Source organism: Ruegeria sp. BC3 (genome assembly GCF_056539265.1).
Genome location: NZ_JBQFUP010000004.1, coordinates 428,906 through 452,571 on the forward strand (window position 1 = coordinate 428,906; position 23,666 = coordinate 452,571).

Consider the following 23,666-nt stretch of genomic DNA (forward strand, 5'->3'; position numbering starts at 1 on the left):
GGGCATTATGCGACAACTTTACCGATATCCGGCAATGTCGGCGCAGCGTTGATCAGGTCTTTGGTGTATTGATGTTGCGGGGCGGAGAAGACGGCATCCGTGCGCCCCTCTTCCACGATCCGCCCGGCCCGCATTACCATAACGCGGTCGGTGATGGTGCGCACGACACTCAGGTCGTGACTGATGAACAGATAGGTCAGGTCATAGGCCGCGCACAGCTCGACCAGCAGATCCAGAATCTGCGCCCGGACCGAGACGTCGAGGGCCGAGACCGCTTCGTCAAACAGGATCAACTCGGGCCGGATGATCAAGGCGCGCGCAATGGCAATGCGCTGTCTTTGCCCGCCCGAAAACTCGTGGATGTATTTCCCCATGTCATCGGGGCTGAGACCCACGGCTGTCAGCATCTCGGCAATCCTGTCCTGCCGTTCCGAACCGGTGGGAGGCGTTTCCAGCAGGTGAAAGGGCTCGCTGATCAGGCGTGCAACGCGGTGACGTGGATTGAAACTGCCATAGGGGTCCTGAAACACCACCTGCATCTTGCGCCGCACGGCAAGATTAGCTTTGTGGCCCGAGAATACAGGTTGACCATCCAGGCGAATATCGCCGCCCTGCACCTCTTCGAGGCCCAAAATTGCCCGTGTTAGGGTCGATTTTCCACAACCAGACTCACCAACCAACCCCAACCGTTCCCCGCGATTGAGCGTAAAGCTCACGTCATCGACTGCACGATGATGGCCCGGTGTGTCAAACAGGCCCTTGCGCGGCAATCGATAGTCGCGAACCACATTTGTCACCTCGAGCAAAGGTTTCGGTTGCCCGGGGACGGGCAGCGTTACCTGATGGCCCGAGGCTTCGAACAGCATGCGGGTATAGGGGTGCTGCATGTGGCGCAAAAGGTGGTTGGTTGCCCCGGATTCAACCACTTCGCCGTGACGCATGACGACGATCCGGTCGGCCATATCCGCCACCACGGCAAGGTCGTGGGTGATCATCAGCAGCCCCATGCCAGATTCGGTGACCAGCCCTTTCAGAAGATCAAGAATCTGCGCCTGCGTGGTGACATCCAGCGCCGTGGTCGGTTCATCCGCGATCAGCAGTTTGGGACGCAAGGCAATCGCCATAGCGATCACAACGCGCTGGCGCTGCCCCCCTGACAGTTCATGCGGAAAGCGGGACAATGGGAACCGGTCCGGTGGAAGACCGACACGGGTCAGAACCTCTTCGGCGCGCGTACGGGCCTGCGGGCGCGGCATTGCCTTGTGGATCAGAATGGTCTCCATCACCTGATCGCCTATGGTCTTAACCGGGTTCAGTGCGGTCATCGGTTCCTGGAACACCATCCCGATCGCGGCCCCGCGCATGGCGCACATCTGATCCTCGGTTTGGCCCAACAGGTCCGTTTCGTTCAGCCGAATAGCACCATCTGTCTGCACGCCGTTCGGCAGCAACTGCATCACCGCCAGAGCGGTCATCGACTTGCCCGATCCGCTCTCACCGGTCACGGCCACAATCTCACCGGGCGCGATGGACAGGTTGACCTGTTTCAGAATATCCGAGCCGTGAATGGACAATGACAGGTTTTCGATCTGCAACAAGCTCATGCGCGGGCCACCCTGATCCTTGGGTCCAACCAGTCGCGCAATCCGTCGCCCAGAAGGTTCAAGCCCAGCACCGTGACAATGATGGCCAGACCTGGAATCAGAGCCAAATGCGGGGCAAAACTGACCATTGTTTGCGCGTCGGCCAGCATCCGGCCCCAGCTGGGCGTGGGTGGTTGCGCGCCAAGGCCGACATAGGACAGGCCCGCTTCGGCCAAAATGCCCAGGCTGAACTGGATGGTGCCCTGCACGATCAACAGGTTCGCAACGTTGGGCAGGATGTGCTCGACCGAAATCCGAGCGGCCCCTTTGCCTGAAACACGGGCGGCAAGGATGAACTCCCTCTCCCACAGCGACAGCGCCGCGCCGCGCGTGATGCGGGCGAAGACGGGGATGTTGAAAATCCCGATGGCAATGATGGCGTTAATTGCGCCTGCACCGAATACGGCGGTGATCAGGATGGCGATGACAAGCGAGGGGAAGGCAAAGACCAGATCATTGCCGCGCATGATCACCTCGTCCAGCCAGGAGCCTTTGCGCGCGGCCGCTGCCAGACCCAATGGCACGCCCAGCGCCATGCCGATGCCAACGGCCACCAGTGCCACCGCGATGGAGGTTCGTGCGCCAACCATGATCATCGAGAACATGTCGCGCCCGAAATGGTCCGTGCCGAACCAATGCTTGGCATTTGGCGGCTGGAGCTTGTCAGGAATGTTCAGCGCCGCGTAATCGTATGGCGTCCAGACAAAGGACACCACAGCCGCCAAAAGAACCAGCGAGGACAGGCACGCGCCAAGGATCAGGTTGCGGCTCATGTGCGGCTCCTCAGACGCGGATCCACTGCGGCATAAGCCAGATCGACCAGAAAATTCACGGTGATGACTGCGAACACCAGCAACATCACAACCGATTCAACAACGATCAGATCGCGCGCAGAAATGGCCTGAAACACCAACCGCCCAAGGCCCGGCAGGTAGAAAACCTGCTCGATGATGATCGATCCGGCCAGCAGGAATGAAAACTGCAGCCCGATGATGGTCAACACCGGGATCAGAGCATTGCGCACCCCGTGCCGCCACAACGCCTGACGTCGTGACAGGCCTTTGGCGCGGGCGGTGCGCATGAAATCCTCGCCGAGGATATCCAACAAGGATGACCGCATAACCCGCGCCAGAATGGCCGCTTGTGGCAAGGCTAATGCGATGGCGGGCAGTGTCAGAGAGTGAATCCCTGTCCAAAAGCCATTGTCCCAGCCCGCGAACCCTCCGGCATTGAACCAGCGCAGGTTGATCGCAAAGATCAGGACCAGCATCATGGCGAACCAGAAATTGGGCACCGCGATGCCCAGCTGCGTCGCCCCCATGACCGTCAGATCACCCGGCTTGCCCCGGCGCGCGGCAGCGTAGATGCCGACCGGAAATGCGATCACCGTCGAAAGGGTCAGCGCATACAGCGCCAGCGGCAGTGAGACCCACAGCCGATCTGCAATCATCTGCGAAACGGGTGTGCGATAAGTGTAGGACGTGCCGAAATCCCCCACCAACATACCGCCAACCCAGTTGAAGTATCGCCGCAGTTTTGAGCCATCCAAACCCAACTCAGCCCGCAAGGCAGCCAGCGTATCTTCTTGCGCGTTGACGCCCAACATAAAGGACGCCGGATCACCCGGCGCGACCTCGATCACCGCGAAGATGACAACCGAGGCAACAGCCAGGCTGATCATCAGCGATATCAGACGTTTGAGAGCATAGCGAAGCATTGGGGCCACGTTAGGGTCACCTATGCCGCGGGTCCAGCACCTATGGGGTCAGAAGATAAGCAAATATCGCGTAACCCACGATTGCAGCGTAACCTAAAGGATAGATCCACTTGATCGCGTAGTTATCCAGCATGCGGGCCCCATCCTCGCGACCTGAGACCTTAAGCTTGCGTAGCGCGACGTTGAAAACAATCAGTGCTCCGGTCATCAGGAACATGCACTGCAGCACGAAATCCAGAAAGGTCAGGTAACCAAGCTTTGGCAGATCGGCAGAGATGGCCCAGTTAAAGGCGACGAAGACCAGCAGGTTGCCGCCCGCAATCTCGATCCGCCTCCGATACTCGTCGAGGAAAAACAGCGCCCAACCCACCGTGATCAGCACCAGCATCGGAAGGAACACGCGGATGACGTAATAGGTCAGGTGCCTGTGACCTTCGAAGATCAGCGAAACCTGATCGCTTTGCTGACCGGACAACCCGATGACCCGCGATCTTTCCAGTCGCGGGTTATCGAGAATCCACTCTTCCTCGCCCAGCATATCCCCAAGGCCCGAGGATTCCTCCAATGGATAATAGGACACAAAGTCCGACGGAAAAACCGAGACAACCTCGAAATGGAACTCCTGCGTGTCGAACGGGTATTTTCGGAAATCGAAATGAGGGGCCTGCAAAGTCAGCGACGATTTCTCGACATAGCGAACACGCCCATCGTGGCGCAACGCAGCCGCGGACTCATGAATCCATTTGTTGGTCTGCTGGTTGTGGATGACAAAGGCCGGGACAATCGTTCCTATTTTGGCTGCATGATCCGCCAGATCAGGGGGATAAAAGACCCTAAAGTCACGCCCCAGGTCCTGAGGATCAAAGGCCAGTGCCGGGTCGGTCCACTCAACACGCAGAACAACTACGGCGCCGTAGTTTTCAGCCTTCTGGTCAACGCTGGTGATCTGATCAATCTGGATTCCGATGCCAACATCCAGCGGGTTTTCCGGAGTACCAACCAGCGCGTCCAACCGGCCATCCAACGTGTTTTGCGCCCCAACACCTGTCACCGTCGCTATGGTCGAAACAACGGTTACACTGATTAGGATTAGGGCGCGAAACAACGACATCACAAAACACATTCACAAACACTTGGAAACAGGGGCCCAAACCAGCGGACCCCTGCCCCGGATCATTCAGACCAGCTGATCTGGGTCAGGTCGATGGCCGCCGTAGGTGCATTTGTCCAAAGACCCTGAACACCGGCCTTGGCGACACCCAGTTTGGCAAGCTGGAACAGGTACCCATTAACGAAATCGCTTGAGATCAGGCGCTGTGCCTCACCCAACAGACGCGTGCGCTCTTCCGGGTCGGTGGTCGAATTCAACGTATCCATCAGCGCCTGAAAGTCGGTGCTGTCATACTGGAAATAGTAGTCGGGCCGCGCATAGATGCCGATATCCATCGGTTCGGTATGGCTAACGATGGTCAGACCGAAATCCTTGCCCTTGAACACCGACTCAAGCCACTGGGCCCATTCCACATTGATAATTTCTGCGTTGATCCCGACCTCGGCCAGCTGGGCGGCGACAATCTCTCCGCCGCGCCGTGCATAGGATGGCGGCGGCAAGTGCAGCGTAGTGTCAAACCCGTCCGCATAACCCGCATCCGCCAGCAACTGGGCCGCCTTCTTCGGGTCATAGGTCGAGTTTCCGGTCAAATCGACATAGGCCGGATGGTGTGGCGCAAAATGCGTCCCGATTGGCGTACCATAGCCGAACATCGCGCCATCAATGATCGCCTGGCGGTCGATGGCATGGGCCAGTGCCTCGCGCACCTGAATGTCATCGAAGGGGGGCTGTTTGTTGTTGGTCGACAAAATGGTCTCACCTTCCGTCGAACCTACCAGAACCTGAAAGCGGGGATCCGCCTCGAACTGGGGCAGGTTTTCGGGCGCCGGGAAGTTGTCAAACACGTCGATATCCTCGGCCATCATGGCAGCAAACGCGGCCGTCGGGTCCGAGATGAATTTGAACGTTGCAGTCTCTAACGCAGGCTGATCGCCCCAATAGTCCTGGTTGCGGTTCAGCGTGATGCTGTCGCCCTGCACCCACTCGCCAAAGGTGAAAGCCCCTGTCCCGACAGGGTTGGTTTTGATGTTCTCGATGCTTTCCGGCGCAACAATCACCGAGTCGCCCCAAGCGAGGTTGAACAGGAAATTACCGTTTGGTTCAGACAGCGTCACTTTGACGGTCAGTGGATCGACCACATCGACAGTTTCGATCCCGGCAAACAGAGCCTTCTGCGCATTTGCGCTGTCATCGGATCGCGCGCGGTCCAGGCTGAATTTGACGTCCTCGGCATCCATCGTTGTGCCGTCGTGGAAAGTCACACCATCGTGCAGCTTGAAGGTATAGACGGTTCCGTCATCCGAGATTTCCCAACTTTCGGCCAAACCGGGCACAACCGAACCATCACCCATAAACCGGGTCAGTCCTTCGAAGATATTGGTATAGACCACCGAATCGATAGCCTGCGCTGCGGCGCTGGTCGGATCCAGATGCGGCGGCTCAAGCTGCATCGCGATGGTGATGTCAGATTTGGCCAAAGCCTGCGTTGCAAACAGGCTGGCACTGACCGCCAGCACCGAAGCAAAGGATCGAAATACCTGCTTTGTCATCAAAATATCTCCCCACTGAATTAAGGAACCCGGTGATTTTTTGGGTCTTTCTGCGCCTAGCTTCCCTTTAAACCTTAGGTCATTCAAGGAAATGTTCGCGCAATCGGGGTTTCTATGGCCCGTGGCGATCTGCTATGCCGCGCTGCAACATGACAACCGGAGGAGCGAGAATGAGCGCCACCGCCCGCAAAAAAGCCCCGAACGCCCAGGATATTCGCGCCCGAAAAGGCGGCGCGCCTCTGGTCAGCCTGACCGCCTATACAACGCCTATGGCGCGGTTGATGGATGACCATTGCGATTTCGTTCTGGTGGGTGACAGCGTCGGGATGGTGCTGCACGGCTTGGAATCGACGCTGGGCGTGACGATGGAGATGATGGTGATGCATGGTCAGGCCGTCGCCCGCGGTCTGAGCAAAGCGATGATGGTCATCGACATGCCCTTTGCCAGCTATGAGCATTCGCCGTCTGAGGCCTTCCGCAATGCCGCTCGGCTGATGTCGGAAACCGGTGCCGGCGCGGTCAAGCTTGAGGGCGGCGTGGAAATGGCCGAAACCATCCGCTTTCTGGTCAAGCGCGGCATTCCGGTAATGGCGCATATCGGTCTGACCCCTCAGTCGATCAACACGTTGGGCGGATACAAGGTTCAGGGCCGCGACGAACAGGCCGAGGTCGTTCTTACCGATGCCCGCGCGGTGGCTGAGGCCGGCGCATTCTCGGTCGTGCTGGAAAAAGTCCCGCAAGGGCTGGCCGATCAGATTACGGCTGAGGTTGCCATACCCACCATCGGGATCGGGGCTTCGGCAGGATGCGACGGTCAAATTCTGGTCGTGGACGACATGGTCGGCTTTTTTACCGCCTTCAAACCCAAATTCGTCAAACGCTATGCCGAGCTTGGCCCATTGGCCGAAGCCGCCATCGCCGAATACGCCGCCGAAGTGCGCGCAAGAACCTTTCCGGCGGACGAACACGTCTTTGCCGATCAGGCCCCGGCCAAAGGACCCAAGACATGACCGCCCCAATCCTGCGCCGTCTGGCCGACCTGCGTGCCCTGACCTCGGACTGGAAGCGGAATGGCGAGGTGATTGGCGTTGTCCCCACTATGGGTGCATTGCATCAGGGGCACCTGTCTTTGGTCGAGGCTGCGAAGGCGGGTTGCGACCGCGTGATCGTGACGATCTTCGTGAACCCCAAACAGTTCAATAATCCCGAAGATCTGGCCAAGTACCCGCGCACCGAAAACGAAGATTCCCAGAAGTTGGTCCCCTATGGCGTCAACGCGATCTACGTGCCGGAACCCGAAGAGATTTACCCGCAGGGTTTTGCCACCACCGTTTCCGTCGCTGGCCTGACCGACGTGATGGAGGGTGAATTCCGTCCCGGCCATTTCGACGGCGTCGCTACAGTCGTGGCCAAGCTGTTCCTTCAAACGCAGGCGGATCGAGCCTATTTCGGGGAAAAAGACTATCAGCAACTGATGATCGTGACCCGCATGGCCCGCGATCTGGACATTCCGACCGAAGTTATTGGATGCCCCACGGTGCGCGAGTCCTCGGGTCTGGCCATGTCATCCCGCAACCTGCGTCTGACGCCCGAGGGGCTTGAGGTGGCTGCCAACAAGAATCGGATCATGAACGACCTGGCCAGCGCCCTGCAGAACGGCGCAGAATTCGGCCCCTTGGTGAAACAGGCAGAAACCGATCTGCTCGCCGCAGGCTTCACGCAGGTCGAATACATCCAACTGCGCAGCGCCGATACGCTGGAACCTTTGACCCATGCCAGCCGTCCCGCCCGCCTGTTTGCTGCAGCCTGGGCAGATGGTGTTCGGTTGATCGACAATATTCCTGTCTGAACGCTCTGGCACGTTTGTCAGTGTTTGCGCTAAAGTCCCGCAAAACATAAAGGGAGGGGCACGAGGCGTGACCTATATTCTTGCCATTGATCAGGGCACCACTTCATCGCGGGCCATTCTTTTTGACGCCAACATGCAGCGCGTTGGCACCGCGCAGCACGAATTCACGCAGCATTTCCCACAGGAAGGCTGGGTGGAACACGATGCTGAGGAAATCTGGGACAGTGTTCTGCGCGTCTGCCGCGAGGTGATGGAGAGCACCGGCGTCACCCCCGATCAAATCGCGGGGATCGGCATCACCAACCAGCGCGAAACGACCGTGGTCTGGGACCGGAACACCGGCAAGCCAATCCATAACGCGATTGTCTGGCAGGATCGCCGCACCGCCGAGATCTGCGCCCGCTATAAACAAGCTGGGTGCGAAGATGATGTGATCGGCCAGACCGGGCTGCTGCTGGACCCGTATTTCTCAGGCACCAAGGTCAAATGGCTTCTGGATACGGTTTCCGGCGCACGTGAACACGCCGAGGCCGGCGAGCTGATGTTCGGAACTATCGATAGTTTCCTGATCTGGCGCCTGACCGAAGGGCGCAGCCACGCCACCGACGCCACCAACGCCGCACGCACCCTTCTGTTCGACATCCACAAGGGTGAATGGAGCGCCGAGATCTGCGATCTTCTGGATGTACCAACGAACATGTTGTCCGAGGTCCATGATTGCGCCTCGGACTTCGGAGAAACGACCCTATTAGGGGGAAACATCCCAATTCTGGGCGTCGCCGGGGACCAGCAGGCCGCCACCATTGGCCAGGCCTGTTTCCAACCCGGCATGATGAAATCCACCTATGGCACCGGTTGCTTTGCGCTGCTGAACACAGGCGACGCGCCTGTCGCATCAAAAAACCGCCTGCTGACGACCATTGCCTATCAGTTGGACGGCAAGCGAACCTATGCGCTGGAAGGATCGATCTTTGTGGCCGGTGCCGCAGTGCAATGGCTACGTGATGCCCTGCAAATCATCGAAACTGCCCCCGAAAGCGGTGAGTTGGCCCAGCAGGCCGATCCAAACCAACACGTGGTTCTGGTGCCCGCGTTCACCGGCCTCGGCGCGCCGTATTGGAAGCCTGACTGCCGGGGCGCGGTGTTCGGGCTGACCCGAAATTCTGGGCGAGCCGAGTTCGCCAAGGCCACTCTGGAAAGTATCGCCTATCAGACTCGCGACCTGTGGCACGCAATGCAGGGTGACTGGGGTGCGGATACCGACGTTACCTTGCGCGTTGATGGCGGTGCCAGCGCGTCGGATTGGGCGATGCAAGGCTTGTCAGACTATCTGGGGGCCGAGGTCGACCGCCCAGTGATGCAAGAGACGACGGCCTTGGGCGCGGCTTGGTTGGCCGGGATGCGGGCCGGGATTTACCCTGACCAGCAGGGATTTTCAGAAACCTGGGCGCTGGATCGCCGCTTCGTACCGGAATTGTCCGCTGAGGAGCGCGACGCCGCCTATGACCGCTGGAAACGCGCCGTTTCGGCAGCAATGGCGTTCTAAGAGCAATGAAGGATCAGCTGTGATCCTTCATCAACCGCTGCTTTTGGCGTGACCAGTCCCGCTTGGCCTGGGTTTCGCGCTTGTCGTGCAGCTTTTTACCCTTCGCGATGCCGATCTTCAGTTTCGCCCGGCCCTTGTGGTTGAAATACAAAACCAGCGGCACCAGCGTCATGCCCTTGCGCTGGGTCGCGTTCCAAAGGTTCGACAGTTCCTTTCGCGACACCAGCAACTTACGGCGGCGGCGCTCTTCGTGTTTGAAGACCTTCGCCTGCTCGTAGGGCGCGATGTAGCTGTTGATCAGCCACAGTTCTCCGTCATCGACCGAGGCATAGCTTTCTGCGATGTTCGATCCACCTGCACGCAGGGATTTGACCTCGGACCCTTCCAGCACGATGCCGCACTCGATATCCTCTTCGATCGCGTAATCGAAGCGCGCACGCCGGTTTTCGGCGATGACTTTGTAATTCGGGTCTGTTTTCTGCTTTTGCTTGGCCATGACGCGTTGATTTAGGCGGCTTGGGCGGCCCTTGCAAGGCCAGCCGTCAGGACGTAGCCGAGATAATCAAATCGGGGCCGAAAATCGTGTCGGCATGATTGTGCAGATAAATCTTGAGCCAAGGTGTAAACCGTTCGGGGTATCGCTGAACTTCGGCCAGAAGATCGTGATAGTCGGTCCAGCGAATATCCATGACTTCTTCCGGGTTAGGCTCGATCTTTAGCGGCCCACGGACATGGGCGAGAAAGATGTCGACCACCTCATGCTCGATCATGTTGTTGCCGACATCGGCGTGATATTCCAGCCGGTGGCGGTATTCCGGGTAGAGGCCAGTGATGCCCAGCTCTTCCTGCAGACGGCGCACGGCGCATTCCGAAGGCGTTTCCCCCCAGTCGGGATGCGTGCAACAGGTGTTCGCCCAAAGACCGGGGGTATGATATTTGCCCAAGGCCCGACGCTGCAGCAAAATCTCGGTGCCGCGCACGACAAAGACCGACACCGCCTTGTGCCGTAGGCCCTTTTCATGCGCTTCCAGCTTGTCCACGGGGGTCAATTCGCCATCAACCCAGGCCGGGATCATGATTCCCATCTGTTGTCTCCTGCTGCCGATCTAGCTCTAGGGCCGAAGGTTCAAAACTGGCTGAGGCCGGGTCGGCTTGGCTGTGCGAAGCCCTGCATGCAATACAAGCAAAACAACGCGCCTCCAAGGTGGCGCTGATCTGTTTGGTTATCAATCGCACGAAAGGCCGCAGGGGCTGCGGCCTTTTTCATCCTCAAATCAAACAGTGTTTGCGGTTTTACTCGCCCGACACGCTAACGATATAGGCATAGACGTCTTCGGCGCCCTTCTTCAGCTTGAAGGTCATCTTGGACTTGGCCGAGGTCTCACCCAGATAGTCTTTCAGGAACGCTTTTGGATCCTGTGCGTAGGAGACGAAGGTTTCTTCGTCCCAGACCAGACCGTTCTCGCCCGCGGCGACGATGCTGTCACCGTATTTGAAGCCTTCGACGGTGCCTGCGGTGCGGCCAGCGATTCCATACAGGTTCGGGCCGGTCTTGCCGCCCTTGACGATCACTTCGCCCTCGGGGTCGGCGATCATGTGGCACGACTTGCACTTGTTGAAGGTCTTTTTCCCGGCTTCGGCGTCACCTTCAGCATGTGCGGGAAGGGCCAGAAGGCCGACGATGGCAGTCGCGAGGATGCGATTCATAGCTTTGCTCCGATACGAATTGGCTGCACCGAATGGACCGTCGGCGCACAAAAGAGTCAACGCGCAGATTGCCGCGCGGTGGCAATCTGCCACTGATCCAGAAAAGCGTCCTTAACGAAAGTCATGTCCATCGGACCAACAAGGCAAAAGATCACCCGGTGCCGGGGTGGCCAGGTAGATCGCCCGCGCAATGGCCCGCGCTAGGCACAGAGAGGCCGCGTGGCCCAGCAGGCCCAGATCGGCCTCGGTCTTAAGCGGTCGATTTCCTGCGCTGACACCAAACACAAGATCGCCATCCCCCGGTGTGTGCGCAGGCACGATGGCGCGCGCGATCCCGTCATGGGCCGCCACCGCAAGCCGCTGGCATTGCGGCTTGGACAGCGCCGCGTCAGTGGCTACGATTGCGATTGTTGTATTGGCCTTGTCGGGCTGAGCCGGGCGCATTGCGCTGGCCTTGCGGCTGACCACGCTACGCCCGAGGCCTGAGCTGGAATCAGGCCCTAAACCGCCAAATTCGCCCTCGATTTCAAAGGGCGCAGCCCAGAAATGCCGGTCTCCGGGGGTGGTGACGCTGCCCATCGGGTTTGCAGCGACCAGTGCGCCGACGGTGATACCGCTGTCCAACACCAGCGACGCCGATCCCAGCCCACCCTTGTGCATCGCGGCCAGCGCGCCAGTACCAGCCCCGGCGGTACCCAGATCAAACTGGTTCGAGACATTCTGGAACGCGAGTTGCCCCAACGCACGATAGGGGTTTTGATCCCAGTCTTTCGCGCCGCCATTGAGCAAATCAAACAGGATCGCGCCGGGAACAATCGGGACCACGGCACTGCCGACCTGAAACCCGCGCCTATCCGCGCGCAAAGCGTCGGACACACCGGAACAGGCGTCCAGCCCAAAGGCCGAACCACCAGAAAGCACGATCGCATCAACACGCGACACCGACTTATCGGGGGCCAGCAGGTCCGTTTCGCGCGTTCCGGGGGCCCCGCCCATCACGTGGACCGAAGCTGTGAACGGGTTAGCCGCCGTCAACACCGTGGTGCCGGATTTCAGAGTTTCATCCTGTGCGTTCCCGACCAGCAGGCCGGGGATATCGGTGATCAGATTTCGAGGTCCTGGGGTCATCGCAGTCTTTGACGTTGGGGCCGCAAAGCGCGCAGGCGCGCTGCCTCCGGCGGAGGTATTTTTGGCCAGATGAAGAGCGGATCAGATACAGCGGCCACCGTCGACCTCCAACGCGGCACCGGTGATCATGCTGGCCTCTTCCGAGCACAAGAAGCAGGCGGCGTTTGCCATGTCTTCCGGGGTGGAGAAGCGACCCAGTGGAATGGTCGAGAGGAACTTGGCGCGAACCTCTGGTGTGTCTTCGCCCATGAAGGATTCGAGCAGCGGCGTTTCGCCCGCCACAGGGCAAATGGCGTTCACCCGGATGCCCGATGGGGCCAGTTCGACCGCCATGGTCTTGGTTGCCGTGATCATCCAACCCTTGGAGGCATTGTACCAGTTCAGGTTCGGACGAGGCGACAATCCGGCCGTCGATGCGACATTCAGGATTGCGCCGGTGCCACGCGATTTCATGTGCGGTACGAAAGCGCGCGCCGTCAGGTAGACAGATTTCATGTTCACGTTGTAGACGCGGTCAAAATCCTCTTCGCTGACATCCTCAAGCGGGGTTGGCAGATGCGTGACGCCTGCGTTGTTGACCAGGATATCAAGCTGGTCAAAACGGTCGAACGCGGTATCCGCCATCGCCTGCACAGATGCGCCGTCAGCCAGATCGACTTGTTGGGCAAAGGCGTTGGGGCCCAACTGATTGGCCTGAACCTCGGCCGCATCCCCGTTGATATCGGCAATCATCACGCGGGCGCCTTCGGACAGGAACTTGCGTGCGATTCCGGCACCAAAGCCCGAAGCGCCGCCCGTCACGATTGCGGTTTTTCCCTCTAACCTCATGGCTTTGTCCTTTTGCAGCTGTGCAAAATCAGAGTAGCGATGCGCCGCGAAGATGCCAGATCAATCTTCGGACACTTTACCACGCAACGCTTTGACATCCGCCCTGGCCTTTTTGGCCGCCAACCGCCGCTTGACCGAACCATAGGTGGGTTTGGTGGCGATACGGCGCTTGGGTTTGACCAGGGCGCGCCGGATCAGCTCGGCCAGACGGTCACGGGCAATATCACGGTTGCGGGCCTGACTGCGGGTTTCATCGCACTGGATGATGATCGCGCCCTCTTTGGTCCAGCGCCGCCCGGCCAACCGCTTCAGGCGCGCTTTGACCGGATCGGGCAAGGAGGGAGAGCGCGCAGCCTCGAACCGAAGCTCGACCGCGGTCGAGACCTTGTTCACGTTCTGCCCGCCCGGACCGGATGACCGCACGAAGCTTTCTGTCATTTCCCAGTCCTGCAGGATGATATCGTCGGTGATACGCAACATGGCGCGACCTTACAGGCCTGATCCGCAAACAAAAAGGGCCGCCCCGGTGGGACAGCCCTTCGAAAGTACAGGAGGTTGGGTCGGTTAGATCAATCGACCAGCCGGAGCGACCGCTCCGCCAAGGGCTGCCTTAGCAGGCTTTCCCCCCGGTTGTTCCAACACCTCTCTCCAATCTCTTTCTCGACACTGGATCACCTCCTTTTCTATCTGTTGCGGTTAACTTTGAGCCTGACACAAGATGCGCCATTCTCAAAGCACTTTTTTACACAGGCTGAGCGGTCAACCGCGCAACGATAACCTTGAACGGGATCAGCGCGATCAGGGCCAGCGACAGTTTCACCAGCCAATCGGCAAAGGCGAGGCTCACCCACAAAGGGGTTTCGGGGCCGGATAGCATGAAGGGCACAGGCTCCCACGCCCAGCTTATGGCTGCGTCTGCGTCCGCGCCGAAGATGGTAATCGACGCCGAAAAGGCGATGGTGAAGAACAGCGTGGTGTCCAGGGCCGATCCGACCAGCGTCGAAACCAGAGGCGCGCGCCACCAACGGCCACCGCGCATTGCATTGAACACTGTGACATCGGTCAGCTGCGCAATCAGAAACGCGGTGCCCGAGGCAACCGCGACCCGCAGCGGAACAGCGGCATAGGTAAAGCCGTCGCCCTGCAGCATAATCTGTGTGCCGATCAGCGAACAGATGATACCGGTGATAAATCCGGCGAACACGACCTTGCGGGCCGGACCAACGCCATAGACGCGGTTCATGATGTCGGTGACCAGGAAGGCCAGCGGATAGGTGAATGCACCCCAGGTCAGGAGCCCGTCAAAGACCAGGAACTGAACCAGAATGTTTGAGGCCACAACAATGGCGGCCATGGCAAGGATGCCGGGAATAAAGCTGCGTTGCATTTTCAGATGCCCGTTTTGACAAGGTAGCGGCGACTTGGCCAAGGGGTCATCCCAAGGCAAGCCGTGCGTTTAGACCTTTGGCTGACCGCTGTCAATCGGGCAGCAGATATTCGACCAACTCGGTCCGTTGAAGGGCCAGAAAGTTGTCATCGGACACCATGGTCGCGCGCAACCTGCCCTGATCGTCGCGCCAGACGGACAAACCTTCGAGATTGTCATGCGCACCTGTGCCAGTCTGGAACAGGGTCTCTTCTTCCTGCGGAACATCATCAATGATCTGCCACCGCCGCAGGCGAGAGCGGAACCCGGTCCAACCCACGTCACGTTCCAGAACGTACAACCTGCCATCGGGCCCGAAATCTGCGCTGACCGGCAGAAACTCGCCCTGTTGCGGCAAGACGAAAGGCGTAGACCATTTCTGGCCGTCCCAGCGATAGACGGGGATGTCGCCCTGCGCGGTCCGGTTTTCCTCGGGCATCGTGTATAGGCGACCTTGTCGGTCAATCGCAAGCGCCTCGAGCGATCCGTTGTCTTCAAAGCCATCAAACGCCTTGGGCCGCGGCAGAACCCGCGCCCTCGCACCGGGAGAGGCATAGAACGCCACCCGATGGACGCCCTCGAACGACACAAACAAACCACCATCCGGCGCCATGGCGAGGCCTTCGGAATCTCCGGCGGGGCCGGTCAATGGTCGGCCTGTGCTGGACAGCAAAGGCCAGTGCGCGGTGATCTGCACACCCGAAAGCTGATCCCCGTCGCGCTGAATCCGCGCGGTGACCACGGTTGCCCGATCGCTCATGGCGGTTACTTTGCTGCCGTCATCCGAGACATGAATGGCCGAGAACCCGCCAAACCAATCGGCCTGATGGCTCCAGGTGAGGCGCGAAAGATGGGCGGCCGATTTGTGATCGACCGCCCAGACCGCTCCAGCCACCAAAAGGGCGGCGATCAGTTGGATTGCAGAACTTGTGCGCATTGCTGAGGAAGGTCGGCCAATCGGTATTCCCGTCGTGGCTTGGGTGCAGGGGCGTTCGGGTCGGGCGGGGGCGGGTTTAGAATGTTGTTCACCCATTGCTGCGCCTCGGCGCAACCATCGCCTTTTGGCGGAGGATCCTGATTAACGCAACCACCAGAGCCCCGCGGGCACTTCAGCCGTACGTGAAAATGGTAGTGATGCCCCCACCACGGCCTGATCTTGCGCAGATAGGCACGATTGCCTTTTTCGTTTTTACACATTTCGACCTTGGCACCGGGAAAGACAAAAATCCGCGCAACGCGTTTGTCCTTGGCCGCCTGACGCAGCACGGCATGGTGCTGTTTGGTCCAGTTCTGGTTTACGAAAGCCCCGTTGGACCGGCGCAGCGAAATCGACGAGATATTCTCGCGCGCCTTACGGCTGAGACGCATGTTGTCGCCGGGCAGCATCCAGATATCAATATCCAGCCCCAGTTGGTGCGATCGATGGCCCGAGGTCATCGGCCCACCCCGGGGTTGGCTGATATCCCCAATATAGAGACCGTTCCATCCCGGTTGTTTGGCTGCAAACTTACTCAGGTCCTGCACATAGTCGATCGCAACCGGATGCCCCCAGTTACGGTTTCGCGACAAACGCATCGCCTGCCATGTGGGCCCTGTCTCGGGCAGTTGCACCGACCCGGCAGCACATCCGCGCGAATAACTGCCGAAAGCCGCTGGTTTTTGCTGTGAACTTGCTTTCTGTGCCCCAAATAACTGCTTGGCAAGCGGTTGCGCCGTCGCTGTATTCGCCAGGGACATGACGGCCAGTATTGCTAAAAAACGTAATAAAATCATCTGCTCTGATCCCCTTCCGGTTTCACCCAGCGCATCAGGATTAATCCCAGAATAAACAACAGAACGATGGGTGACACCCCCAGTCTGGCGCTGCCGGTCACCGTTGTGGCAATTCCGATCAGCAAAGGGGCCGCGAATGCAGTGGCACGGCCGGACAGGCCATAGAGGCCAAAGCTTTCAACAGGGGCCTCGGGATCGGTATGGCGTACCATCATCGAACGGCTGGCAGATTGCAAAATACCACCCATCCCGCCGATCAACACGCCGCAGCCAAAGAACACCAGATCCGGCAGGCCGGACCCGTCGGGCAGTGAGATTCCAAAGATCTGCGTCCGATCCATCGACACTATGGTGGTGCAGACGAAGATCAGCACCCAGATGGCCACCAAAATTACTGGTTTAGGGCCGTATTTCTTGTCCAGCTTGCCGCCAACCCAGGAAAACGCGGCGGCGGCCAGAACGCTGACGATACCAAAAACACCGATCTTGATCAGGTCCCACTCCAGCACCAGCCGCGCATACACGCCGCCAAAGGTGTAAAGCCCGTTCAGCGCATCGCGATAGAACATCGACGACCCTAGGTAGCTGGCCAAACTGACCCTGTGGCGAAGATTGGAAATCGAATTGACCAACAGGCTCAGGGCTTCGCTTACACTTCCCTTCTTGTCGGTCGAGGCCTCATCCCGGACCCACAGGAAATAGGGGATCATAAACAGGATGAACCACCCCGCCGTGAACGGTCCCACAAAACGCGTGCCCTGCTGGGTCGAGGCATCCAGCCCGAACATCGGGTCCATTCCGATCAACGTCTTGCCGTTGCCCTGCTCGACGAACAACGCCAGCATGATCGCAAGTGAGATCAGACCGCCAAAATAGCCAAAGGCAAAGCCCGAGCCCGAAATCTCTCCGACCTCGTTGTCATCGCCCAGATCGGGAAGCTGCGAGTTGATAAAGATCAGCGCGTATTCCGCGCCCACAAAGCCCAGGCCAAAGGCCGACAACATCAGCCACATGTTCGACCCGTCCGGCATCGTGTACCACAGCGCAGCCGAACCCACGGCGTACATCACCGAAAACGTAAAAATCCACGGCATTCGACGGCCCGAGACATCGGCCATCGCGCCCATCAACGGCGCACCAAAGGCGATGATCAGCCCGATAATGGTCATGCAATTCGCCCAGACGGTCTGCGCCCGCGCATCGGCCGCATCGGCATCCAGACCGGACGTCAGATAGTACTCTGCCGCCACACCTGCGAAATAGGGGCCAAACACAAAGGTCACCAGCAATGTGTGATACGGCTGGCTGGCCCAGTCAAAAAACCACCAGCCCCAGATGCGCTTGCGCTTGGAAATCTCTGCCATGACCGCCCCAATTTATTGTTAGGTCAATAAGACGGTTGTTTCAGTTATTTCGCAAGCGTTCTGTTGGCCTGCACTTGCTCTTTGCCGCGCAGGCGCTTACGTCTCAGCAAACGTGCAAACGGAGTGCCCATGCTGTCGCTGATCCAAATCCTTCTGCTGATCCTGGACATTGTCTGGTTCATCATCCTGGCCCATGTGATCATGAGTTGGCTGATCAACTTTCAGGTGCTCAACCTGCACCAACAGCTGGTCGCGCAAATCTGGTACGGGCTGAATCGCTTGTTAGAGCCGATCTACGGCCCCATCCGCCGCATCCTGCCCAATATGGGCGGGCTTGATCTGACCCCTCTGGTGGTGCTGATCGGCGTGTACGCCCTGCGGATCATCCTGATCAACAATGTGGCCTATTTCGTCTGAGGCCTTGTTCACCGAATCTTAGTATGTGATTGTCCTGTCTTAAGAGCAGATAAACCTTAAAGCAAGGCAACCCCGCACATGTTCGACGCCGCACCGATGCTGCGAGATGTCTTTGGATTCGACGACTTCCGCCCCGGGCAGGAGGAGATTGTCGATGCCGTCACGCTGGGCGAAAATGTGCTGGCGATCATGCCGACGGGTGGCGGTAAATCTTTGTGTTATCAACTGCCTGCCCTGATGCGGGACGGCGTGACAGTGGTGATCTCACCGCTGATTGCCCTGATGCGCGATCAGGTACGCGGGCTGCAGGAAGCAGGCGTTGAGGCTGGCGCGCTGACCTCGGGCAACACCCAAGAAGAAACCGACGCGGTGTGGGAAGCGTTGGAGGCCGGGCGGCTAAAGCTGCTCTATATGGCACCAGAACGCCTGGCCGCCGGGTCCGCATTGGGAATGCTGCGGCGGATCAATGTCAGCCTGATCGCTGTTGATGAGGCCCATTGCGTCAGCCAATGGGGCCACGATTTTCGCCCCGACTATTTGCGCATCGGGGAGCTGCGCCGCGCTCTGAACGTACCGCTGGCCGCTTTCACCGCGACTGCGGATGCCGAAACTCAGGACGAGATTGTCGAGAAACTGTTCGACGGCACAGCCCCCAACAAGTTCCTGCGCGGCTTCGACCGACCCAATATCCACCTGGCCTTTGCCGCCAAGGACGGCCCGCGTAAGCAAATCCTCGACTTCGCCGAAGCGCGTAAAGGGCAATCCGGCATCGTCTATTGCGGCACCCGCAACAAGACCGAAGTTCTGGCGCAGGCCCTGCGGGCCGAGGGGCACTCGGCCTGCCACTACCACGGTGGGATGGAGGCGGAGGATCGCCGGATCGTCGAAACCCGCTTTGCCCGCGAAGACGGCCTTATCGTCGTCGCTACCGTCGCTTTCGGAATGGGGATCGACAAACCCGATATCCGTTGGGTTGCCCATTCGGACCTGCCAAAGTCGATCGAAGCCTACTATCAGGAAATCGGTCGCGCTGGTCGTGACGGCGGTCCCGCCGAAACGCTGACCCTGTTCGGCCCCGACGATATCCGCCTGCGCCGCTCGCAAATCGACGAAGGGCTGGCCCCACCTGAACGACGTATGGCAGATCACGCACGCCTGAACGCTCTGCTCGGGTTGGCCGAGGCGCTGGTATGCCGCCGTCAGACCCTACTTGGCTACTTTGGCGAACTGATCGAGCCCTGCGGAAAATGCGATCTGTGCGACACCCCGCCCGAGGTGTTCGATGGCACCACCCCAGTCCGCATGGCCCTGTCCGCGATCCTGCGGACCGAGGAATGGTTCGGCGCGGGTCATCTGATCGACATCCTGTTGGGTAACGAGACCGACAAAATCCGCGCGCGGCGTCACGATGAGCTGTCGACCTATGGCATCGGCAAGGACTGGTCGCGGCCACAATGGCAGGCGATTTTCCGACAGATGATGGGCCATGATCTGGTCCGACCTGACCCCGAACGCCACGGCGCGCTGCAAATGACCGAAGCCGCCAAGCCCATCCTGAAGGGCGAGGCGCAGATTAACCTGCGAAAGGATACGCTGCGTAAAGCTGGTCGCCGACCTGCCGTCAAAATGATGGTGTCCGAGGAAGACGCCCCACTGCTGTCTGCGCTGAAAGCCAAGCGGCGTGCCCTTGCAGAATCCGCTCGGGTTCCGGCCTATGTCATTTTCCCAGACCGCACGCTGATCGAAATGGCCGAGAAACGCCCCGCCACGCTGGATGACATGGCCCGGATTGGGGGCGTAGGCGCGAAGAAACTGGAACGGTATGGCGATACCTTCCTTGAGGTGATTGCGGGCGAGGTCGAAGTTTTGCATCCCGCACGTCGCAAGCTGGCCGGTCGGGATCAGGGCGAAATCTACGACCGTTTGCTCGAAGTACAGTCGCAACTGTCACGTGGCCCGGACGGGATCGACAAGCCGCTGACCTGCTCGGCATCGCAGCTGGCCAAGGTTGCGCAGCTGCGATCAGACGACCCTCGGTCCATGGAAAACGTGCTGGGTGATCGCCGTCACGAAAGGTTTGGGGCCGCCTTTCTGGACGTGCTGCGGCAGACGGACTAAGTATCCCGGATCAGGCAAGGAACGAGGGCGGATATGCTGGTAGTTATTTCCCCGGCCAAGCGGCTGGACTGGGCAGAACGGGATGTTGACGTCACACAGCCCGACTTTCAGGACGATGCCATCCGCCTGTCGAAAACCGCCCGCAATCTGACGTTGGGCGATCTGAAAAAGCTGATGGACCTGAGCGATGATCTGGCCCGTTTGAACCGCGACCGGTACCGCGCGTTCTCAGACACACCCGAGGGTGAGATGACTCGCCCGGCCGCTTTGGCCTTTGCGGGCGACACCTATCAGGGGCTCGAGGCTGCCTCGCTGGATTCCGATGAAATGACTTGGGCGCAGGATCATCTGCGCATTCTATCGGGTCTTTATGGCGTGCTGCGCCCTTTGGATGCAATTCAGCCCTATCGTCTGGAAATGGGCAGCAAGTTGAAAACCCGCCGCGGCAAGAACCTTTACGAATACTGGCGGGATCAGCTCAGCAAGGCATTGAATGCGCAAGGAGCCGAGATCGGGTCAGACGTTCTGGTGAACTGCGCCAGTCAGGAATACTTCGGCGCAGTTGACCCCAAAGCGTTGAAGCTGCGCGTGATCACCCCCGTTTTCATGGAGGACAAAGCCGGTGCGCCCAAGATCGTGAGCTTTTTCGCCAAGAAAGCACGCGGTGCGATGGCGCGGTTTGTCATCCAGCATCGTCTGACCGACCCCAAAGGATTGTTGGATTTCGACAGTGGCGGCTATGAATACCGTCCCGAGCTGTCGGAAGACGACAAACCGGTTTTCGTACGCCCCTATCAGGCCTGATCCAGCATGGACGGGTCGTAGGCGACCAGTTCGACGGTATTTCCCTCGGGGTCTTCGGTGAAAATTCCCCGCCAACCAATCCAGCCAAACTGCTCAACCCGGTAGGGTTGGCCGAGGCGATCATACCATTTCATAACCGCGTCTTGCTCTTCAAAAGGCAGCGACAAGGCGATGTGATGCAGGGACGATCCGCCACCCGTCACCGGTTTCTGCGGCCCTGTCGGATGCAGCCCGGGCCGTGGCGCTGCCGAATGGTGAAACAGAGCCAGAACTTGCGTGTGACCACCAAAACTGGGCGCGATCTGGAAAAAGGTGATCGCGCTGTTGTGGTCGCCGCTCAGGCGCGTCAAGCCAATAACGTCTTCATAGAACGTAACCATCGCGCCCATATCGGCGCAGCGGATAGCAATCTCACCCAGGGCGCGGGGCCGAAATCCACGATTTTCATTCATGACCCGACCCTATTCAAGGGAAGCATCCGGGGCAATAAGCGGCGCGCAATCCGATGGCTTATGAGACTGAACCATCTGATAAATCTTCTGCTTTTGGAGCGGTTTGGTCAGGTAGTGGTCCAACCCGGCTGAAAGAATTCCCTGATCGTCGCCCGCCATCGCATGGGCTGTCAGAGCAACGATGGGCACATGCCGCCCGGTTTCGATCTCATGACGCCGGATTTCGCCAGTTGCCTGTTTGCCATCCATTTGGGGCATCGAAATATCCATGAAGATCAGATCGGGCTCGAATTCCAGATGCGCCTGCACCGCTTCAAGCCCGTTTCCGGCAAAGCGCAGATCGATGTTCAGATCCTTGACCATTTTCCTGAGGATCAACTGGTTGGTCCGGTTATCCTCGGCCGCAAGAACGCGCATGACGCGTTGCTCTACGTCGGATGCAGTGGGTTCGGCTCGCTCGTTGGACGGGGCAGCGGCCGACTGCTTCTCGGTCGGCTTCGACTGACCCAGCGCCATCAAGCGCGCATACAGCTCGGCCCGCGGGATTGGCTTTTGCAGAACCCCGTCGATCAGGTTGCGGGCAGGATGTGCGTGGATAACACCGGGATTGGCCGACATCACAACCACCGGCAGATCACTCCACCCTCGCTCTTTCAAGGTGACGGCCAGTTCCAGCCCGTCCATGTCCGGCAGATCATGATCACACAGTATCAGATCAACACTGTCGTCCAATGCGGCCAAAGCCTCACCCCCCGATGCGCAAACGGTAACCTGCGAGCCCAATCGCCCAAGCTGCTTGGACAGGATTGCGCGATTAGCTGCCAGATCCTCGACAACCATCACGTGCCGCAGGCGGCCATCCAGATCCGGCGGCTCGGGCTGTGGGCCTTCGGCGGTGGGCAACGAGATACGAAAACCGAAACATGACCCCTGCCCCGGTTCGCTGTCCACCCAAATGGTCCCGCCCATCAGCGTTATCAGACGCTTGGTGATCGCAAGCCCAAGCCCTGTCCCCTCAAAAGCGCGGTTCCGCTCGTCTTCTACCTGATTGAACTCACCGAAAATGTGCCCGATCTTGTCCTTGTCGATGCCGATGCCCGTGTCTTCGATGGCGACGTGTACGTCGCAGGAATTCGCATCGTGATTGGGCACTCCGGTGACACGGATCAGAACATGCCCGTCGGACGTAAACTTGACTGCGTTGCCGACAAGGTTGGTCAGAACCTGCCGCACCCGTCCGGGGTCGCCCACAAACAACGTCGGCAGGAACAGATCATAATCCACCAACAGTGTCAGACCCTTATCGCGCACACTGGGCTGCAGCAGCATCGCGACCTCAAGAATGCAGCGTTCGAAATCAAACTGTTCGGGATGCAGAGTCAACTTGTCAGCTTCGATCTTCGAGTAATCCAGAACGTCGTTGATGATCACCAGCAGCGCTTCACCCGAGTTTCGGATGGTGTTGAGATACAAACGCTGTTCTTCGTCCAGGGGCGTTTCGGACAGCAATTCGGTCATCCCAACGATGCCATTCATAGGCGTGCGGATTTCGTGGCTCATGTTGGCGAGAAAGGCGGATTTGGCTCGGTTTGCCGCCTCGGCCCTTTCGCGCGCGGCGGTCAACTCGGCCTCATGCCGGACAGAGGCGGTGATGTTCAGCGCCAGGCTGACAACGTCACCACCGTTACCGCGCTGATCGATGAGCTTGATATAGTGTCCATTCCACAAGCGAATAACCTCGGGCTGTGGGTGCGGTATGACCCAGCGCTTCAACAGCCTTTGCTGCCAATCATCGGGGGCTTCTGAGCCGATGTCGACCAGACCTTCTGTGATCATGATTTCCAGAATTCGCGGATATGTTACGCCCGGCGCAACCTCTTCCAGCCCTTCGAACACGCTCAGATATGCAGCGTTGGCCCCGATCAGGCAGCTGCTTTCATCAAAGAACGCGAACCCGTCCTGAATGGTCTGGATCGAGTGCCACAGCCGGCGCTCGGCCACTTCGATCTTGGCATTTGCCACCGTCAGATCAGATTTGACCTTTGCATTCTCATCGCGAACCGTCTCCACCTCGGCCTGGGTTTCGCCGATGCGTTTGGTCAGAGCCATCGCGTGCAAGCCCAACTTGCGGTTCGCAGCCGACAGTTCGGCCTGTTTCATTTCAAGCAGCCGCTCAGCCGCAAGCCGCGCGCGCCGTTCCTGTGCCAGTTTTCCTGCAAGACTCATCTTTGCT

The 23,666-nt window shown here is 59.0% G+C and carries 23 protein-coding genes; 6 read left to right on the top strand and 17 right to left on the bottom strand.

Going from position 1 to position 23,666, the window contains the following annotated elements; genetic code table 11:
* Positions 1–5: 5 nt before the first annotated feature.
* From ACR0MV_RS14095 to ACR0MV_RS14115, 5 genes are all read right to left on the bottom strand, one after another.
* Positions 6–1,604 (bottom strand): ABC transporter ATP-binding protein, encoded by a 1,599-nt coding sequence (locus tag ACR0MV_RS14095; protein ID WP_480702500.1) that lies wholly within the window; start codon positions 1,602–1,604, stop codon positions 6–8.
* Positions 1,601–2,416: an ABC transporter permease gene (locus ACR0MV_RS14100; protein ID WP_480702501.1), complete on the bottom strand. Its 816-nt coding sequence runs from the start codon at positions 2,414–2,416 to the stop codon at positions 1,601–1,603. Before ACR0MV_RS14100 ends, ACR0MV_RS14095 begins: the two co-directional genes overlap by 4 nt.
* Positions 2,413–3,360 carry an ABC transporter permease gene (locus tag ACR0MV_RS14105; protein WP_480702502.1) on the bottom strand — a complete coding sequence of 316 codons (948 nt, stop codon included), beginning with the start codon at positions 3,358–3,360 and terminating at the stop codon, positions 2,413–2,415. The genes ACR0MV_RS14100 and ACR0MV_RS14105 overlap by 4 nt, the downstream gene beginning before the upstream one ends.
* Positions 3,361–3,400: 40 nt before the next feature.
* Positions 3,401–4,471, bottom strand: coding sequence for a ligand-gated ion channel (locus tag ACR0MV_RS14110; protein ID WP_480702503.1), 1,071 nt, complete (start codon positions 4,469–4,471; stop codon positions 3,401–3,403).
* Between the two features lie 62 nt (positions 4,472–4,533).
* The gene (locus ACR0MV_RS14115) at positions 4,534–6,021 is read right to left on the bottom strand and encodes an ABC transporter substrate-binding protein (RefSeq protein ID WP_480702504.1); all 1,488 of its coding nucleotides are present in this window, start codon (positions 6,019–6,021) and stop codon (positions 4,534–4,536) included.
* Between the two features lie 170 nt (positions 6,022–6,191).
* Here ACR0MV_RS14115 and panB point away from each other — a divergent pair, with 170 nt between their 5' ends.
* The 3 genes from panB to glpK all read left to right on the top strand — a co-directional run bounded on the left by panB (position 6,192) and on the right by glpK (position 9,416).
* Entirely contained in the window at positions 6,192–7,031 is an 840-nt protein-coding gene (gene panB / locus ACR0MV_RS14120; protein ID WP_170425907.1) for a 3-methyl-2-oxobutanoate hydroxymethyltransferase, read from the top strand.
* Positions 7,028–7,870 (top strand): pantoate--beta-alanine ligase, encoded by an 843-nt coding sequence (gene panC / locus ACR0MV_RS14125; RefSeq protein ID WP_480702505.1) that lies wholly within the window; start codon positions 7,028–7,030, stop codon positions 7,868–7,870. The genes panB and panC overlap by 4 nt, the downstream gene beginning before the upstream one ends.
* Before the next feature lie 67 nt (positions 7,871–7,937).
* Complete coding sequence (glpK, locus tag ACR0MV_RS14130; protein ID WP_480702506.1) at positions 7,938–9,416, top strand: glycerol kinase GlpK; 1,479 nt, start codon at positions 7,938–7,940, stop codon at positions 9,414–9,416.
* Between the two features lie 13 nt (positions 9,417–9,429).
* Here glpK and smpB read toward each other — a convergent pair whose 3' ends face one another.
* The 10 genes from smpB to ACR0MV_RS14180 form a co-directional block, all read right to left on the bottom strand.
* Complete coding sequence (gene smpB, locus ACR0MV_RS14135) at positions 9,430–9,912, bottom strand: SsrA-binding protein SmpB (protein WP_170382128.1); 483 nt, start codon at positions 9,910–9,912, stop codon at positions 9,430–9,432.
* A gap of 46 nt (positions 9,913–9,958) precedes the next feature.
* Positions 9,959–10,501, bottom strand: coding sequence for an isopentenyl-diphosphate Delta-isomerase (idi, locus tag ACR0MV_RS14140; RefSeq protein ID WP_170425913.1), 543 nt, complete (start codon positions 10,499–10,501; stop codon positions 9,959–9,961).
* A gap of 208 nt (positions 10,502–10,709) precedes the next feature.
* Positions 10,710–11,123, bottom strand: coding sequence for a c-type cytochrome (locus ACR0MV_RS14145; RefSeq protein ID WP_170425915.1), 414 nt, complete (start codon positions 11,121–11,123; stop codon positions 10,710–10,712).
* Between the two features lie 111 nt (positions 11,124–11,234).
* Entirely contained in the window at positions 11,235–12,251 is a 1,017-nt protein-coding gene (locus tag ACR0MV_RS14150) for a P1 family peptidase (RefSeq protein WP_170425917.1), read from the bottom strand.
* A gap of 81 nt (positions 12,252–12,332) precedes the next feature.
* Positions 12,333–13,079: an SDR family oxidoreductase gene (locus ACR0MV_RS14155; protein ID WP_480702507.1), complete on the bottom strand. Its 747-nt coding sequence runs from the start codon at positions 13,077–13,079 to the stop codon at positions 12,333–12,335.
* Positions 13,080–13,139: 60 nt separating this feature from the next.
* On the bottom strand, positions 13,140–13,559 hold the full coding sequence (arfB, locus tag ACR0MV_RS14160) for an alternative ribosome rescue aminoacyl-tRNA hydrolase ArfB (protein ID WP_480702508.1): 420 nt from the start codon (positions 13,557–13,559) through the stop codon (positions 13,140–13,142).
* Positions 13,560–13,821: 262 nt separating this feature from the next.
* On the bottom strand, positions 13,822–14,466 hold the full coding sequence (locus ACR0MV_RS14165) for a queuosine precursor transporter (RefSeq protein ID WP_170425923.1): 645 nt from the start codon (positions 14,464–14,466) through the stop codon (positions 13,822–13,824).
* A gap of 91 nt (positions 14,467–14,557) precedes the next feature.
* Complete coding sequence (locus ACR0MV_RS14170) at positions 14,558–15,442, bottom strand: esterase-like activity of phytase family protein (protein ID WP_480702509.1); 885 nt, start codon at positions 15,440–15,442, stop codon at positions 14,558–14,560.
* Positions 15,415–16,278: a penicillin-insensitive murein endopeptidase gene (gene mepA / locus ACR0MV_RS14175; RefSeq protein ID WP_480702510.1), complete on the bottom strand. Its 864-nt coding sequence runs from the start codon at positions 16,276–16,278 to the stop codon at positions 15,415–15,417. The genes ACR0MV_RS14170 and mepA overlap by 28 nt, the downstream gene beginning before the upstream one ends.
* The gene (locus ACR0MV_RS14180; protein ID WP_480702511.1) at positions 16,275–17,642 is read right to left on the bottom strand and encodes an MFS transporter; all 1,368 of its coding nucleotides are present in this window, start codon (positions 17,640–17,642) and stop codon (positions 16,275–16,277) included. The genes mepA and ACR0MV_RS14180 overlap by 4 nt, the downstream gene beginning before the upstream one ends.
* A gap of 129 nt (positions 17,643–17,771) precedes the next feature.
* Here ACR0MV_RS14180 and ACR0MV_RS14185 point away from each other — a divergent pair, with 129 nt between their 5' ends.
* From ACR0MV_RS14185 to yaaA, 3 genes are all read left to right on the top strand, one after another.
* Positions 17,772–18,059, top strand: a complete 288-nt coding sequence (locus ACR0MV_RS14185) for a YggT family protein (protein WP_170425931.1) — start codon at positions 17,772–17,774, stop codon at positions 18,057–18,059.
* Between the two features lie 78 nt (positions 18,060–18,137).
* Entirely contained in the window at positions 18,138–20,177 is a 2,040-nt protein-coding gene (recQ, locus tag ACR0MV_RS14190) for a DNA helicase RecQ (RefSeq protein ID WP_480702512.1), read from the top strand.
* Positions 20,178–20,210: 33 nt separating this feature from the next.
* Positions 20,211–20,981, top strand: coding sequence for a peroxide stress protein YaaA (yaaA, locus tag ACR0MV_RS14195; protein ID WP_480702513.1), 771 nt, complete (start codon positions 20,211–20,213; stop codon positions 20,979–20,981).
* On the opposite strand, the gene ACR0MV_RS14200 is transcribed toward yaaA, so the two are convergent.
* On the bottom strand, positions 20,972–21,433 hold the full coding sequence (locus ACR0MV_RS14200; protein ID WP_480702514.1) for a VOC family protein: 462 nt from the start codon (positions 21,431–21,433) through the stop codon (positions 20,972–20,974). The two genes, yaaA and ACR0MV_RS14200, sit on opposite strands and share 10 nt — an antisense overlap.
* A 9-nt stretch (positions 21,434–21,442) precedes the next feature.
* Positions 21,443–23,659: a response regulator gene (locus ACR0MV_RS14205; protein WP_480702515.1), complete on the bottom strand. Its 2,217-nt coding sequence runs from the start codon at positions 23,657–23,659 to the stop codon at positions 21,443–21,445.
* Between the last annotated feature and the right edge of the window lie 7 nt (positions 23,660–23,666).

Coding starts and splice junctions, on each gene's coding strand:
- ACR0MV_RS14110 (WP_480702503.1), bottom strand. CDS start 4,471: ATGTCGTTGTTTCGCGCCCTAATCCTAATCAGTGTAACCGTTGTTTCG.
- ACR0MV_RS14115 (WP_480702504.1), bottom strand. CDS start 6,021: ATGACAAAGCAGGTATTTCGATCCTTTGCTTCGGTGCTGGCGGTCAGT.
- idi (WP_170425913.1), bottom strand. CDS start 10,501: ATGGGAATCATGATCCCGGCCTGGGTTGATGGCGAATTGACCCCCGTG.
- ACR0MV_RS14180 (WP_480702511.1), bottom strand. CDS start 17,642: ATGGCAGAGATTTCCAAGCGCAAGCGCATCTGGGGCTGGTGGTTTTTT.
- panB (WP_170425907.1), top strand. CDS start 6,192: ATGAGCGCCACCGCCCGCAAAAAAGCCCCGAACGCCCAGGATATTCGC.
- ACR0MV_RS14165 (WP_170425923.1), bottom strand. CDS start 14,466: ATGCAACGCAGCTTTATTCCCGGCATCCTTGCCATGGCCGCCATTGTT.
- mepA (WP_480702510.1), bottom strand. CDS start 16,278: ATGATTTTATTACGTTTTTTAGCAATACTGGCCGTCATGTCCCTGGCG.
- ACR0MV_RS14200 (WP_480702514.1), bottom strand. CDS start 21,433: ATGAATGAAAATCGTGGATTTCGGCCCCGCGCCCTGGGTGAGATTGCT.
- ACR0MV_RS14155 (WP_480702507.1), bottom strand. CDS start 13,079: ATGAGGTTAGAGGGAAAAACCGCAATCGTGACGGGCGGCGCTTCGGGC.
- panC (WP_480702505.1), top strand. CDS start 7,028: ATGACCGCCCCAATCCTGCGCCGTCTGGCCGACCTGCGTGCCCTGACC.
- arfB (WP_480702508.1), bottom strand. CDS start 13,559: ATGTTGCGTATCACCGACGATATCATCCTGCAGGACTGGGAAATGACA.
- recQ (WP_480702512.1), top strand. CDS start 18,138: ATGTTCGACGCCGCACCGATGCTGCGAGATGTCTTTGGATTCGACGAC.
- ACR0MV_RS14100 (WP_480702501.1), bottom strand. CDS start 2,416: ATGAGCCGCAACCTGATCCTTGGCGCGTGCCTGTCCTCGCTGGTTCTT.
- ACR0MV_RS14170 (WP_480702509.1), bottom strand. CDS start 15,442: ATGCGCACAAGTTCTGCAATCCAACTGATCGCCGCCCTTTTGGTGGCT.
- yaaA (WP_480702513.1), top strand. CDS start 20,211: ATGCTGGTAGTTATTTCCCCGGCCAAGCGGCTGGACTGGGCAGAACGG.
- ACR0MV_RS14145 (WP_170425915.1), bottom strand. CDS start 11,123: ATGAATCGCATCCTCGCGACTGCCATCGTCGGCCTTCTGGCCCTTCCC.
- ACR0MV_RS14095 (WP_480702500.1), bottom strand. CDS start 1,604: ATGAGCTTGTTGCAGATCGAAAACCTGTCATTGTCCATTCACGGCTCG.
- smpB (WP_170382128.1), bottom strand. CDS start 9,912: ATGGCCAAGCAAAAGCAGAAAACAGACCCGAATTACAAAGTCATCGCC.
- ACR0MV_RS14150 (WP_170425917.1), bottom strand. CDS start 12,251: ATGACCCCAGGACCTCGAAATCTGATCACCGATATCCCCGGCCTGCTG.
- ACR0MV_RS14105 (WP_480702502.1), bottom strand. CDS start 3,360: ATGCTTCGCTATGCTCTCAAACGTCTGATATCGCTGATGATCAGCCTG.
- ACR0MV_RS14185 (WP_170425931.1), top strand. CDS start 17,772: ATGCTGTCGCTGATCCAAATCCTTCTGCTGATCCTGGACATTGTCTGG.
- ACR0MV_RS14205 (WP_480702515.1), bottom strand. CDS start 23,659: ATGAGTCTTGCAGGAAAACTGGCACAGGAACGGCGCGCGCGGCTTGCG.